The sequence below is a fragment of the Pedobacter cryophilus genome (assembly GCF_005116455.1).
In the GTDB taxonomy this organism is placed as follows: domain Bacteria; phylum Bacteroidota; class Bacteroidia; order Sphingobacteriales; family Sphingobacteriaceae; genus Pseudopedobacter; species Pseudopedobacter cryophilum.
Genome location: NZ_SWBP01000002.1, coordinates 169908 through 184123, shown reverse-complemented (window position 1 = coordinate 184123; position 14216 = coordinate 169908). Strand labels below are relative to the sequence as shown.

Below are 14216 nucleotides of genomic sequence, written 5' to 3'. Positions count from 1 at the left end.
TGTGGAGATAGAGGTTATTATAAAGTTATTTTAACCTCATTTAAAAAAGATAAATCATGTCACCCAAAAATAAAATCTCAAAAAAAATCATCCTCTGCTTATTGATGTTTGTATCAGCAAGTAGTTTTGCCCAAAAAATTAGCTCATCACCAACATGGTGGTTTGGCGTATCTGCAGCAGGAAACTTAAATTATTACTCTGGTACAACCCAAAGACTAGATAATGCTTACTTTGTACCTACTGCTTTTCATAAAGGAACTGGCGTACGTCCTTTCGGATCAATATTAATGGAATACAATTCTGGAAAATTATTTGGCGGAATGTTAAATATTGGTTACGATGGAAGAGGTGCAAAATTTGACGATGTAATTGCACCTTGTGATTGCCCTGCTACATTAAAAAGTAATTTGAGTTACGTTACTATAGAGCCTAGCTTACGTGTAAACGCTGGAGCAACTAATTTTTACTTCTTTGCAGGCCCAAGAGTTGCCTTTAACTTATCAAAAGATTATGAATACACTCAACTAAAACAAGAAGATAGAGACGGCGATTTTAGTGCTATAGATAAAACAATATTTTCTGGTCAGGTGGGTATAGGTTATGATTATTTAATTTCTACTCCTAACGCTAAAACAGCAGTAGTTCTTTCTCCTTTTATGTCTTTTCATCCATATTTTGGTCAAGAACCACGTACTATAGAAAGTTTATCTATATCTACAGTAAGAACTGGTTTAGCGCTTAAATTTGGAAAAGGATCTAATCAAACTGTTACAGAAAACAATAACGTAGTTGTACCTAATCGTGATGTTGATTTCTCTGTAAGAGCACCTAAAGTAATTCCACAAAAACGTCAGGTAAGTGAAACTTTACCTCTTTTAAATTATGTGTTTTTTGATAACGAATCTAATAAAATACCTAGTAGATATATTTTATTAAACCAAAGTCAAGCTTCTAATTTTAAAGAAGAGCAGTTAGAAAAAGAAGAAACCGCAAACATGACTGGCCGTTCTGCCAGACAAATAAATGTTTATCATAACATTTTAAACATCTTAGGTGATCGTTTAAGATCTAATCCACAAGCTACAATTTCTTTAAGCGGTGCTTCATTAAATGGTGCTGAAGAAGGAAAAGTATTTGCAGAGGAAATTAAAGAATATTTGGTTTCTGTTTTTGGAATCAATAGCTCAAGAATTACCACACAAGGACGTGTTAAACCACTTGTACCTTCAGAACAACCAGGTGGATCTAAAGAACTTACTTTATTGAGAACTGGCGATCGCAGAGTTGATATTACAAGTTCTTCTCCTGAATTGTTGTTAGAAGTTGGTGGTGGAATGATGAAACCAATTCAGATTACTGCCAATCAGGTAGATCCTTTAGATAGCCACGTTCTTTTTAATGTAGATGGTGCTGAAGATGTATTAAGATCATGGTCTATTGCTATGACAGATGAAAATGGAACGGTTCAAAATTTTGGTCCTTTCACTAAAAATCAAGGTAGTTTTCCTGGAAAAACAATTTTAGGCAATCGTTCTACTGGAGATTACAAAGTAGTGATGACAGGTATCACCAAAAAAGGAGAAACTGTTAAAAAAGAAAGTACTGTTCGTTTAGTTCGTCAAGATGACTTAATAGATAAAGGATACCGTTACAGTATCTTATTTGATTTTGACAAAACTAAAACCATTGCATCTTATGATAATTTCTTAAAAACTACTGTTGCACCATTAATAGCTGATGGTTCTACTGTGATTATTCATGGTCATACCGATGCTATTGGAAGCGAAGATTACAACTATACTTTGTCTAGAACAAGAGCTATGGAAACACAAAAGCTTTTAAACAATGCTTTAAAAAGTAGTGGAAAGAATAATGTAAAATTCGAAACTCTTGGTTTTGGAGAAGACGTTAATAATGCTCCTTTTGATAATAGCACTCCTGAAGAACGTTTCTATAACAGAACGGTGATTATAGATATTATCCCAGCCAAATAAAGGTTAAAAACACTAAAGTTTAATAGACTTAAGTACAATTAATAAGTTTGACAAAGAAGGTGAGGTAAAACTCCCCTTCTTTTTTTGTTTTAAACTACGCTCACTTTTAGTTTTAAAAGTATTTGTTTAGAAACCGGGAAATTAGCTTTTGGTAAGTCTAAAATATTAGATACCGGATTGCCCAATAAAAATCGCATAAAGCCTGCTATTTCTACATTCTTAATTTGCTTCTCATCGTTTAAACTGTAAAAACATTTTAAAAGAGATTGGGTCAGTTGAGTGCCTTCTGCGGAAGCTTTAAATTGGCGCTGATTAATGGCAATCTCTAAATCGTGAGCTTCTTTACCATTTTGAGGAAGCAAAGTGGGATTTAATCCTAACATAGCCCCTATCCAACTCCAATATTTAATGTAGCTCATTTGCTCATCTTGATTAATCACAAAACCCATTTTCCTTAGACCTCTTATCACTATGAGTGAGAAAGATAAGTTTGTACCAGCCATATCCTCTTGGTTAACTGGCAGGCCTAATTTCATATCCCAATTCCCCTTCTGAATATAAAATCGGGCGGCAGCATGCATTAACCTTACTTTAAAGAGTTGAATTTTACCTGAACCCTCTGCTTCAAAAGCTTTAGGATTCATCATTTCTGCTACAAACAATCCGGTTTCTTCTAATCTCTTAGCCACATCTTTATACATTCTTTCTGTTTGATAAAGTACTTTTGCACCATCTGCGGCAGCATAACAATAGGGTAAAGAAAGTAAACCCAAAAGCTGAAGTATATAAGCTGATTTTTTGTTGTAAAACTGAAGCGCTTTAGTTCTAATTTGTGGCTGAATAAAATTGAGATCATTAAACGTTTTATCAAACCATGCGGCTTCGGGGATTTCAAGAATAAAAGAAGACCAGTCTGAATTTTTGATCAAATTTTTTAAAGCCAAATCGAGCTTTAATTTTTTCTGTTGATCTAAAAAATAGTCATTCACAAAGTCGTCAGCAGGTTGGTCGCCAGTTTTTCTATGTTGGTCTAAATCTAATTTCATGGGTATGTAAAACAAAAATTTGTTATTAATGAAATACAAATCTTAAGAAATTGTTTTAAAGCAATAGGTTTTAGAAAGGATATAAAATAAAAAAAACTCGTAAGCAGGGCTCACGAGTTTTATGTAAGGTAAAGTTTTTATTAATTACCAGCTTCTTTGTTTTTCATCTCTTGAACTTCAAGACGAATAGCTTGAGAAAGATTTTTTAGGTCTTGCATACCTTTTCTAACTCTAGTACCTGCTGCGCTGTTACCTTTGTTGTAAAACTTATCTGCGTCGCCTTCTAGTTCTGCAACTAATTTTTTTACTTCTTCAAATTTTTTCATTTTAAAATACTCCTTTTAGTTTTTATGGTTAGTATTAATACTTATTAAAGCTAATGTATAATGTTTTTTCGTAAAAAAAAATCGTTTTAAATATTAAAATCTGCTTTAAAATGCTTTTTTATCCACATTACAGCAACTCTTAACATTTCTAAAATTGGCCTAATTTATTAAACTATTAATAATCAGATACATAAAAATATTTTAAAACAAAAACGCCCTTAACATGATGTTAAAGGCGTTTTTTGAACTCTTAGCGTTTAACTATAAATTCACTTCTTTTTTCTCTTTGTAATACCCTTTTTCTAATTTATCTCTTACTTCACTAAAAGCAGCGACTGTTTTTTGTACATCTTCCAAAGTGTGCATAGCTGTAGGAATTAATCTTAACATAATTAATCCTTTTGGAATAACTGGATAGATAACTATTGAACAAAAAATTCCATAATTCTCTCTTAAATCCATAGTGATAGCTGTTGCTTCACTTAACTCGCCTTTTAAGAAAACTGGGGTAACTACAGAGTTGGTAGTTCCTATATTAAAGCCTTTATCTTTTAAACCTGTTTGTAATGCTGTTGCAATTTCCCAAAGTTTAGCTTTAAGCTCTGGCTTGGTTCTTAATAACTCTAAACGCTTTTTTAAACCCAAAACCATTGGCATAGGTAAAGATTTTGCAAAGGTTTGAGAACGCATATTATAGCGAAGATAATTTGTGATTTCTTCTGTTGATGCAATAAAAGCACCTATACCCGCCATAGATTTAGCAAAGGTTCCAAAATAAATATCAACCCCTTCTCCACAATTTTGCTGCTCATGAGTTCCTGATCCCGTTTCACCCATGGTACCAAAACCATGTGCATCATCAATTAATAAACGGAATTTGAAATTCTCTTTAAAATCAATGATTTCTTTTAATTTACCTTGTGCACCCGACATTCCAAAAACGCCTTCGGTAATCACTAAAATACCACCGCCACTTAATTCTGTTAATTTAGTTGCTCTTTCTAATTGCTTTTGTAGGCTTTCCATATCATTATGCTGATATACAAAGCGCTTGCCCATGTGCAAACGAACACCATCAATAATACAAGCATGTGATTCTGCATCGTAAACAATCACATCATTTCTATCAACTAAAGCATCTATAGCTGATAAAATACCCTGGTAACCGTAGTTTAAAAGAAATGCATCTTCAAAACCGGTAAACTCTGCTAATGATTGTTCTAAAGCTTCGTGATGATTTGAATTACCAGACATCATTCTGGCGCCCATTGGGTAAGCCATTCCGTAATCTAGTGCTGCTTGCGCATCTGCTGCTCTTACTTCTGGATGATTAGCTAAACCTAAATAATTATTTAAGCTCCACACTAAATGTTCTTTCCCTCTAAAATTCATGTGAGGGCCAATTTCTCCTTCCAGTTTTGGAAAAGAGAAATACCCATGCGACCATTTTTGGTGCTGACCAAGAGGTCCCATGTTTTTTGCTATCTTCTCGAAAATATCCAAGTTGTTATATTTTAATAAATTGTTAATCTAAAAAACTGCGCAAATTTACGCTTTATATGATGGAATAGCAACTTTGATTCCAAAGATCAAAAGCGGTGTAAATAGCAAAGCCATTCTTGTTAAGGGAATGGCTTTGCTATTTAAATATATTGTGTTTTAATCTACATTATCATGCAAAAAAGAGTTGTTTGGTCTAATTTCTGTTTGACCATCTTCATTACTTAATGTAAACCTAGACACCTGAGATTCTGACGAATGCGGAACCTCTTTTAGTTGCATTTGCTTTCTTTTATAAGCTGGCTCATTTTCTAATTCTTGCAAACCACTGGTAGAACGTAATTTCATGCTCAAGTCTTTCAAACGTAAAATACGCTCTTTAGACTTACGCAATTGCTCTTCCATAGATTCATCTGTTTTGTGTTCATCTACATTTACAGATGCCAACACTACTTGTTCTACTTCTTCTTCAAAAGCTAAGGGTTGAGAGAATTCTGATTCGGATAATTTTAAATTAAATTCAAAACCATCTAATTCTTTTACTGGCTCTTCTTCTTTTTCTTCTTCTATTAATTGATGTTTTACAACGGCTGATGTTGGCTCATTAAATGAGTGATCTTTAGTAGTAAACATATCTGCAAATAAATCTGCTTGTGGAATAGCAGTTTCTTCTGCTTTTAGCATTGGAACTTGAATTCTATCTTCTATTACGGGCTCTACACTTTTTTTAGAAAACTCATTAATAGGCTTAATTAAAGGCGTATCAGAAGTTAAAAATTGCTTTTTAGGCGCACTTTGTTTGGTTTGCTCTCTTTCTTCTTTTGTTTGAAAACCGGTAGCAATAATGGTTACGGATATATTATCTCCTAATGAAGCATCGCTACAGTTACCCCAAATTAAATCTGCTGATAAACCTGCTTGCTCCTGAATAAAGTCTGTGATGATACTTACTTCATCCATGGTGACTTCTTTTTCTCCAGAGCTAATGTTTAGTAAAATATATCTAGCTCCTTCAATTTCATTATCTTTTAGTAATGGAGAAGATAATGCTCCTTCTACTGCTTTTAAAGCTCGGTCATCGCCTTCTGCAGAATAACTTCCCATAATGGCTACACCGCTGTCTTTCATTACGGTACGCACATCTTTAAAATCCACGTTAATATAGCCGGGCACAGTAATAATCTCGGCAATTCCTTTTGCGGCAGTGGTTAAAATATCATCGGCCTCTCCAAATGCAGATCCTAGAGTTAAATTTCCGAAAATATCACGTAAGCGATCATTAGAAATTACTAAGTAAGAATCTACGTATTTCTTCAATTCTTCTAAACCTTCTTCGGCTTGCATTCTTCTACGCTTGCCTTCAAAAGAAAATGGAGTGGTAATAATAGCAACAGTAAGGATATCTAATTCTTTTGCAGCTTTTGCAATAATAGGGCTAGCACCTGTTCCGGTACCACCACCCATTCCTGCAGTAATAAAAAGCATACGGGTATTGCTACCCAACATATCTTTTACATCATCAATATTTTCTATGGCAGAGTTTTTACCTACCTCAGGGATAGAGCCTGCTCCCATTCCTTCAGTTAGGCTTGCACCTAATTGTACTTTGTTGGGAATTGGGCTTAACTCTAACGCTTGCGCATCAGTATTACAAATAATGAAGTCTACACCTGTAATTCCTTGACGGTACATGTGGTTAACTGCATTGCCTCCGCCACCGCCAACACCAATTACTTTGATGATTGATGACTTTTCTTTTAACATTTCAAACTGCATATCCTTAATTATCAGCTATTAAGTTTTGATAAATTCTATTTTAATCTACTTGTAATTATATAAAATTTTCCACACTAGTTATCCACAATTGTTGATACTGTGGAAAACTTATGCTTTGTTGAAAATTATTTCAAAAAGTCTTGATCTGGAATATCATCCTTAATAAACTTCTTAGTTCCTTCTAACAACGAAGCAAATAAACCTCTTGGTTTGCCGGTTACTGATGTTTGCACCACCACTTGGCTTGGTTTAGAAGATGATTTCTCTTTGTGAAGCTCATGTTCTACTTTCTCTATTCCTTTAATTAACAAGCCTATACCGGTAGCATACATTGGGCTTTTTAAATCTTCGTACACATTTTTTGGTAGGCTTTCATTTTTTGCTAAGTGCTCATTTGGATAACCCACACGACAATCTAAACCAGTAACATATTCTATTAATTGAGGTAAATGCTTTAACAATGCACCACCTCCAGTCACTACAATTCCACCAATTAGCCTCTTTTCGTATCCTGATGATTTAATCTCGTAATAAACATGCTCTATGATTTCTTCCATACGAGCTTGAATGACGAACGCTAAATTTTTAACAGAAATCTCTTTAGGATCTCTGCCTCTTAAACCCGGAACGCAAATAATTTCGTTTTCTTTATTTTCTTCGGCCAAAGCCGATCCAAATTTTACTTTTAACAATTCGGCTTGGTTACGCATTACCGAACAGCCTTCTCTAATATCTTCTGTTACGCTATTGCCTCCGAAAGGAATAACAGCAGTATGTCTGATGATGCCTTCATGGAAAATGGCGACATCAGTAGTACCACCACCTATATCTACTAAAACTACTCCAGCTTCTTTTTCTTCTTCACTCAACACAGATTCTGAAGAAGCCAAAGGCTCTAAAATAAGATCTTGAGTTTCTAATCCCCCCTGATCTACACATTTCATAATATTTTTGATAGCCGTAACCTGACCAGTAATGATATGGAAGTTAGCTTCTAACCTTACACCAGCCATTCCTACCGGATCTTTAACGCCAGGCTCATTATCTACTGTAAATTCCTGCGGAAGCACATGGATGATTTCTTCACCGGGATTCATAGCTAATTTAAACATGTCGTCAATTAAACGATCAATATCGTTTCTGGAGATCTCGTTACTTAGGTCTTTACGTGTAAAAATTCCGCGATGTTGTAAACTTTTGATATGCTGACCAGCGATACCCACATTTACTATTTTTACATCAACGTTAGACTGCGAGCTCCCTTCTTCTACTGCCTGTAAAATACCTTTTACTGTTTTAGCAATATTAGATACAACGCCACGAGTTACCCCTGCAGACTCTGCTTTACCGAGACCTAAAACCTCAATTTTGCCATGATCATTTCTTCTCCCAATGATCACACAAATTTTTGTAGTTCCGATATCTAAACCGACTACAATAGGTGAGCTTTTTGATTGTTTAGTGATACCTTTTTCCATGTTTAAAGTATATTTTGTATTGAATCCTGTGTTGCTATTGATGGTGTTTTTGTACTGTCTAAAATGTTTTTGTTGGCCGATGCATTCTTTAACAAAGTAGAATCTCTACGCTCGCAAACAATTTGCCCTTTAAATTTTAGATTGATAGTACTGTAGGTATCCCAACCTACTTTTGGCAATGCGTTTTTATAAAAAAGTAAAAGGTTCCTAAACTTTTCTTCCATATTTATGGCATTACCTAATATAATTTTCTGATTACCCACTCGTGGCACCAATTCTATGTCATTATTGTTATTCACAAAAACCTGTACAATTTGCTCGTTCCATAAAGAGTCTGATGCGATGTATTTGGCTGTGTTAAATAAATCTTTACCCAACTGCGTTTTTAAAGTATCTACATTCCCGCCAAAATCTTCTAAAATGGAGCCATTTGCAGCCAAAACCCTTGCGGTAAAATGATCTGATAATGGAATTTTTAAACCATTTTGATCCACATAAAAATCTTGCCCTGATAAGTTAAAAATTCTTAAAACAGGTACTCTTTGTTTAATATCTGCATGTATCACGCCATTCATATCAATATAAACCTTGGCGTATTCTATAAATGGATTTGCTTTTAGCTTGTTTTCTAAATCTTGTATGTTAATGCCACCTAATCTTCGGCCTACCAATAAGCCATTTTTATAAGTTAAAATTTGATCTACTTCTGCTCTTTCAATAAAAAATTGATTTCCCGGCAAAATAACCTGTACTTTTTCGCAAGTACTCTCTGCCTTTTTAATCTCGATAAAACTCATGAGTGCGATTACGCTGCTAAGGCTAAGTACCCAAGCAAACCCAATTAAAACCGCCCTCCAGTTTATTCTTTTAAGCATTTTGCAAAATATTTTTTAAAGGTTGAATCAATGTATCTATATCTCCGGCACCAACGGTCAAAAGTAGAGTAGGTTTTTCATTCCTGATGATGTGTAATGCTTCTTCTTTTCCACAAACCCTTACTTTATCAACATCCATTTTACTAGCCAGCATCTGACTATTTACACCAGCTATTGGCAATTCTCTGGCCGGATAAATCTCTAACAAAAGCAATTCATCAACCGTGTTTAATACAGAAATAAAATCGGCAGCAAAATCTCTGGTTCTGCTAAACAAATGGGGTTGAAAAATAACCGTTAATTTATGCTCAGGATATAAAGACCTAACCGCTTTAAAACAGGCTTTTAATTCTTCGGGATGATGAGCATAATCATCAATAAAAACGCAAGACTTTTCTTTGATTACGTATTCAAAACGTCTTTTTACTCCTAAAAAAGAAGCTAGTCCTTTTCTGATATCCTCTAAACTGATGTTTAAAGCCAATGCCACTTCAATTGCAGCTACTGCGTTTTCTATATTGTGTTGACCTGGCAAACCCAAAACCAGTGCCTCCATTTTCAAGTCTTCATTTCTAAAATCGAAAGAGAAACTTTGATTTTCTATTTTAATGTTTAATCCTTCTGCTTGTGCTTCTGGCTGATTAATTCCATAAGTTTTACCTCCTGTTAAAGGCAAATTAATTTTTCTAATCAGCTTTCCATCAGGTTTAACCTGTTTGGCAAATAATCTAAAAGATTCATGCAATTCCTTTTCCTCTCCGTAAATATCTAAATGATCTGCATCCATAGAGGTTATTACAGCAATATTTGGATGAAGTGTTAAAAATGAACGATCATATTCATCAGCTTCTACCACCATCACTTCACTTTTACCAAACAATACATTAGTTTGATAATTGGTACTTATTCCGCCTAAAAAAGCCGAACAATCTATACCGCCTTCTTTAAGCAAATGCGCTATTAAAGAACTGGTAGTGGTTTTACCGTGTGTACCAGCTACCGCAATGCAAAACATCCCTTTTGAGATGATCCCTAAAACCTCTGATCTTTTGTATAGCTTAAAGGCCCTGTTTTTAAAATAATTTAAAATTTTGCTGTCTTTAGGAATGGCAGGCGTATAAATCAATAAAGTAGCATCATCTTTTCCCTGAAAAGACAAAGGAATTAAACTGGCTTCATCTTCATAAAGCATACAAATTCCTTCATTAGCCATGGCCTGAGTTAAAGGAGTTGCTGTTTTATCGTAACCACAAACTAATAAACCCTGATGATGGAAATATCGGGCAAGACCACTCATCCCGATACCGCCTATACCGATTAAGTAAACTCTTTTTATGTCTGCCAGTGCTATCATTATATCGCAATTTTTAATATTTCATCAGCAATCTGTTCGTCGGCATTGGGTAATCCTAAAGCACCAATTCGCTCTGAAATTAATTTCATTTGCTCTTCATTGGCCAATAATTTTAAAGTTTGATCTATTAGCTCAGATTCTGCATGTTTATCTGAGATTAAAATTGCTGCTTCCTTATTAATTAAGGCGTGAGCATTTTTTGTTTGATGATCATCTACCACATTTGGCGATGGAACTAACAAAACGGGTTTTTTAATTAAGCAAAGCTCAGATATGGTTCCGGCTCCAGCTCTAGAGATGATAACATCTGCCATCGCATAAGCTAAATCCATTCGATTTAAAAACTCAAAAATTCTAATTCCCAAATCTTTAGGCTGGTTACCAAATTTTTCTATCACTCCTTTATAGTAATATTTTCCAGTTTGCCAGATTACCTGTATTCCGGCTTCCTGTAATTGGGTTAAGCCTGCCATCATGCTGGTATTTAAAGTCCCGGCACCTAAACTTCCGCCAATAACTAAAATAGTTTTTTTAGAAGTCTCTAACTCAAAAAATGCAGCAGCTTCATCTAGTTTGCCTTCAATATTAACAGATTCTCTTCTTACCGGATTACCCGTTTTAACAATTTTATCAGCAGGAAAAAAGTTAGCCATGTTATCAAAAGCTACACAAACTTTCTTTGCTTTTTTTGCTAAATATTTATTGGTCATGCCTGCATAAGAATTTTGTTCTTGAATGAGGTAGGGTATGTTTTTTAAAGATGCGGCAAACAACAAAGGACCAGAGGCATAGCCTCCAACCCCTACTACGGCATCGGGCTTAAAGTTTTTGATGATTTTTAAAGACGTCATCACACTTTTAATAATTTTAAAAGGCAAAAGCAAGTTTTTGGTGATAGAAGATCTTTGAAGACCTTGAATATCTAAACCAATAATTGAATAACCAGCGGCAGGCACTTTTTCCATTTCCATTTTGCCTTTAGCACCCACAAATAATATCTCGGTTTTGGCATCAATTTTCTTCAAGGCATTAGCTATCGCTATCGCCGGGAAGATATGTCCTCCGGTGCCGCCTCCACTAATGATTATTCTTTTTGCCATAGCCTCATCCTAAATCCTTCTCCAAAAGAGAAGGACTTCCATGTTTAATTTATTTAATATTGATGCCGCTAAGCATCTTCAAATTATCTTATTTCCAAATCTTCAAATCAGTATCTTGATGCTTGCATCTTGATACTTGATACTCATATCTTGATACTTATCTAAGCTAATGCTGGTATTTCTCCAATAATTACTTTTTCGGCTTTGCTGCCTTTATTTTCTAATTTATATTCTTCCACATCTTTACTTACCGAAAGGATGATACCAAAAGCCACACTAGTAAATAAAATGGAGGTTCCACCCATACTTACCAATGGCAAAGGCACCCCGGTAACAGGGAAAAGATTAACGGCAACCGCCATGTTGGCTAATGCTTGTATGGTTAAACTAAAACCTAATCCTGCTGCCAATAATGCCCCAAAAGCTTTTGGGGCTTGAGTAACAATTTTTGTAATTCGATACATCAACAGCATGTAGAGCAGTACTACGGTAACACCACCAACCATGCCATATTCTTCTACAATGATGGCAAAAATAAAATCTGAGTAAGGGTGAGGAAGAAAATTTCTTTGTGTACTATTCCCCGGGCCTTTACCCATAATACCGCCAGATGCAATGGCAATTTTTGATTGATCTTGCTGAAAAGTTTTGTCAGAGTGTTGCATCTCGGGATTAAAGTAGGCTTTAATACGAGATTTATAAGTCTCTCTTCTAGGACCAAATAACACCAATATGGTTAACAATGCTGCCCCTCCTACACATACAATAGCGATTTGCTTCATGCTGATTCTTCCAATCAATAGAATCAAAATACTTACGCCAAAAAGCATTAATGCAGTTGATAAATTAGCTAAACCTATGAGGATAAACACTAAACAAACCGAGCCCATGATTGGGATAAAAGATGTTTTTACATCCTTTATGTTTTCTTGCTTTTTAGTAAGTGTTCTTGCTAAAAAGGTAATTAATGCCAATTTAGCTAAATCTGAGGTTTGGAAAGTTAAACCAGTTCCGGGTATTGCAATCCATCTGCTGGCATCATTTACATTACTCCCAAAAAGCAAGGTGTATAATAATAACGGTATAGTAATTACCATTAAAACCTTAGAAATACCAGCGTAATAACGGTAATTTAATAGATGGGCAAAATAAATGAGTACAAAACCAAAGACAATAAAAATCAAGTGCTTAAACATTAAAGACTCAGAACCTACGCCTCTTTTATAAGCCAGCGTTCCGGTAGCGGAATACACTGCCAAAACAGAAATCAGCGAAAGCAAGATGATAATGAGCCATATCCACCTGTCTCCTTTAGTTTGATTAAGTATTGCTTTAATCATATTATAATTCTTTTACTGCTGCTTTAAACTGGTTTCCACGGTCTTCGTAGCTTTTGAATAAATCAAAACTTGCGCAAGCCGGAGATAACAAAACTGTAGACCCTTTTTTGGCTAAATGATAAGCAATAATCACTGCTTCACTTGCCGAAAAGGTATTTACAATCACTTCCACTTCATCTTCAAAAGCATCATGAATAGCTTTATTATCTTTCCCTAAACAAATAATTGCTTTCACTTTTTGTCTAACCAAATCAGTTAGCATACTGTAGTCATTGCCTTTATCAACTCCACCCATTATTAAAATCACATCAGTATTTATGCTTTCTAAAGCATACCAAGTAGAATTTACATTGGTGGCCTTAGAATCATTGATAAAGCTGATTCCAGAAATATTAGCCACATGCTCTAACCTGTGTTCGATATTTTTGTAATTCCCCATGCTTTCGCGGATGGTTTCATTTCTGATCTCCAGAACTTTGGCTGTTATACCAGAAGCCATAGAATTGTACACATTGTGTTTCCCCTGAAGTGCTAAATCTTGAATTGACATATCGAATTGATCTGAATTGGTAAGTTGAATGGTGAGGTTATTTTGCTGAAGCCATGCTCCATTTATAGTTTCATGTTCTATTGAAAAAGGATGATGTTGTGCTTTTACATCGGCGGAAGCCAAAAAACTAGCAATTTCTATATCATCATCGCAATAAATGAAATGATCTTGTGCTGTTAAATTTTGGGTGATTTTGAACTTAGATACCACATAATTTGCCATTTGGTAATCATATCTATCTAAATGATCTGGAGTGATATTAAGCAATACGGCCAAATGCGCTTTAAAAGCATACATGTTATCTAACATGAAACTGCTGATCTCTAAAACATAATATTCAAACGATTCTAAAGCGACTTGTTTGGCAAAACTTTTTCCAATATTACCGCCTAAACCCACATTTAAGCCTGCATTTTTAAGGATATGATAGGTTAACAAAGTGGTGGTAGTTTTACCATTAGAACCTGTGATACAAATCATTTTTGCATCAGTATATCTTCCTGCAAATTCAATCTCAGAAATAATGGAAATGCCTTTTTCTTTCAATTTTTTGATGATGGGTGCTTTATCTGGAATACCCGGACTTTTTACCACTTCATCAGCATTTAAAATCAATTCTTCGGTATGTTGAGCTGATTCAAAAGGAATATGATAGCTTTCTAATTCTAATTGATAAGCCTCTTTAATCACTCCAAAATCTGAGACAAAAACATCAAATCCTTGCTTTTGCGCCAATATTGCCGCACCAACTCCACTTTCTCCAGCTCCAAGAATAACGAGCCTCACCCCAACAGGCCTCACCCCAGCCCTCTCCAAAGGAGAGGGAGCACTATGTGGAATATGTTGTTGGTTATTCTTCATCTTGTTTCTTTTGTCT

The 14216-nt window shown here is 35.0% G+C and carries 11 protein-coding genes; 1 reads left to right on the top strand and 10 read right to left on the bottom strand.

The window, feature by feature from the left end; translation table 11 throughout:
* The first annotated feature begins 104 nt into the window (after nucleotides 1-104).
* A complete protein-coding gene (locus FA046_RS06030) occupies nucleotides 105-1994 on the top strand; it encodes an OmpA family protein (protein ID WP_225870886.1) in 1890 nt (629 codons plus the stop codon).
* A gap of 89 nt (nucleotides 1995-2083) precedes the next feature.
* On the opposite strand, the gene FA046_RS06025 is transcribed toward FA046_RS06030, so the two are convergent.
* From FA046_RS06025 to murD, 10 genes are all read right to left on the bottom strand, one after another.
* Entirely contained in the window at nucleotides 2084-3040 is a 957-nt protein-coding gene (locus tag FA046_RS06025; protein WP_136825489.1) for an oxygenase MpaB family protein, read from the bottom strand.
* Nucleotides 3041-3180: 140 nt separating this feature from the next.
* Nucleotides 3181-3366 carry a histone H1 gene (locus FA046_RS06020; RefSeq protein WP_136825488.1) on the bottom strand — a complete coding sequence of 62 codons (186 nt, stop codon included), beginning with the start codon at nucleotides 3364-3366 and terminating at the stop codon, nucleotides 3181-3183.
* Between the two features lie 261 nt (nucleotides 3367-3627).
* Nucleotides 3628-4869, bottom strand: coding sequence for an aminotransferase class I/II-fold pyridoxal phosphate-dependent enzyme (locus FA046_RS06015; RefSeq protein ID WP_136825487.1), 1242 nt, complete (start codon nucleotides 4867-4869; stop codon nucleotides 3628-3630).
* Between the two features lie 156 nt (nucleotides 4870-5025).
* The gene (gene ftsZ, locus FA046_RS06010) at nucleotides 5026-6642 is read right to left on the bottom strand and encodes a cell division protein FtsZ (RefSeq protein WP_136825486.1); all 1617 of its coding nucleotides are present in this window, start codon (nucleotides 6640-6642) and stop codon (nucleotides 5026-5028) included.
* A gap of 125 nt (nucleotides 6643-6767) precedes the next feature.
* Nucleotides 6768-8120 (bottom strand): cell division protein FtsA, encoded by a 1353-nt coding sequence (gene ftsA / locus FA046_RS06005; RefSeq protein ID WP_136825485.1) that lies wholly within the window; start codon nucleotides 8118-8120, stop codon nucleotides 6768-6770.
* A 2-nt stretch (nucleotides 8121-8122) separates the two neighbouring features.
* Entirely contained in the window at nucleotides 8123-8995 is an 873-nt protein-coding gene (locus FA046_RS06000) for a cell division protein FtsQ/DivIB (RefSeq protein WP_136825484.1), read from the bottom strand.
* A complete protein-coding gene (murC, locus tag FA046_RS05995; protein ID WP_136826066.1) occupies nucleotides 8988-10346 on the bottom strand; it encodes a UDP-N-acetylmuramate--L-alanine ligase in 1359 nt (452 codons plus the stop codon). Before murC ends, FA046_RS06000 begins: the two co-directional genes overlap by 8 nt.
* Nucleotides 10347-10348: 2 nt before the next feature.
* On the bottom strand, nucleotides 10349-11449 hold the full coding sequence (murG, locus tag FA046_RS05990) for an undecaprenyldiphospho-muramoylpentapeptide beta-N-acetylglucosaminyltransferase (protein WP_136825483.1): 1101 nt from the start codon (nucleotides 11447-11449) through the stop codon (nucleotides 10349-10351).
* Between the two features lie 161 nt (nucleotides 11450-11610).
* Nucleotides 11611-12789 carry an FtsW/RodA/SpoVE family cell cycle protein gene (locus tag FA046_RS05985; RefSeq protein WP_205943611.1) on the bottom strand — a complete coding sequence of 393 codons (1179 nt, stop codon included), beginning with the start codon at nucleotides 12787-12789 and terminating at the stop codon, nucleotides 11611-11613.
* A gap of 1 nt (nucleotide 12790) precedes the next feature.
* Nucleotides 12791-14200, bottom strand: coding sequence for a UDP-N-acetylmuramoyl-L-alanine--D-glutamate ligase (gene murD, locus FA046_RS05980; protein ID WP_136825482.1), 1410 nt, complete (start codon nucleotides 14198-14200; stop codon nucleotides 12791-12793).
* Between the last annotated feature and the right edge of the window lie 16 nt (nucleotides 14201-14216).

What these genes read in the sequence shown, in the direction of transcription:
- FA046_RS06030 (WP_225870886.1), top strand. Translation starts at nt 105, where the DNA reads ATGTTTGTATCAGCAAGTAGTTTTGCCCAAAAAATTAGCTCATCACCA.
- FA046_RS06025 (WP_136825489.1), bottom strand. Translation starts at nt 3,040, where the DNA reads ATGAAATTAGATTTAGACCAACATAGAAAAACTGGCGACCAACCTGCT.
- FA046_RS06020 (WP_136825488.1), bottom strand. Translation starts at nt 3,366, where the DNA reads ATGAAAAAATTTGAAGAAGTAAAAAAATTAGTTGCAGAACTAGAAGGC.
- ftsZ (WP_136825486.1), bottom strand. Translation starts at nt 6,642, where the DNA reads ATGCAGTTTGAAATGTTAAAAGAAAAGTCATCAATCATCAAAGTAATT.
- ftsA (WP_136825485.1), bottom strand. Translation starts at nt 8,120, where the DNA reads ATGGAAAAAGGTATCACTAAACAATCAAAAAGCTCACCTATTGTAGTC.
- FA046_RS06000 (WP_136825484.1), bottom strand. Translation starts at nt 8,995, where the DNA reads ATGCTTAAAAGAATAAACTGGAGGGCGGTTTTAATTGGGTTTGCTTGG.
- murG (WP_136825483.1), bottom strand. Translation starts at nt 11,449, where the DNA reads ATGGCAAAAAGAATAATCATTAGTGGAGGCGGCACCGGAGGACATATC.
- FA046_RS05985 (WP_205943611.1), bottom strand. Translation starts at nt 12,789, where the DNA reads ATGATTAAAGCAATACTTAATCAAACTAAAGGAGACAGGTGGATATGG.
- murD (WP_136825482.1), bottom strand. Translation starts at nt 14,200, where the DNA reads ATGAAGAATAACCAACAACATATTCCACATAGTGCTCCCTCTCCTTTG.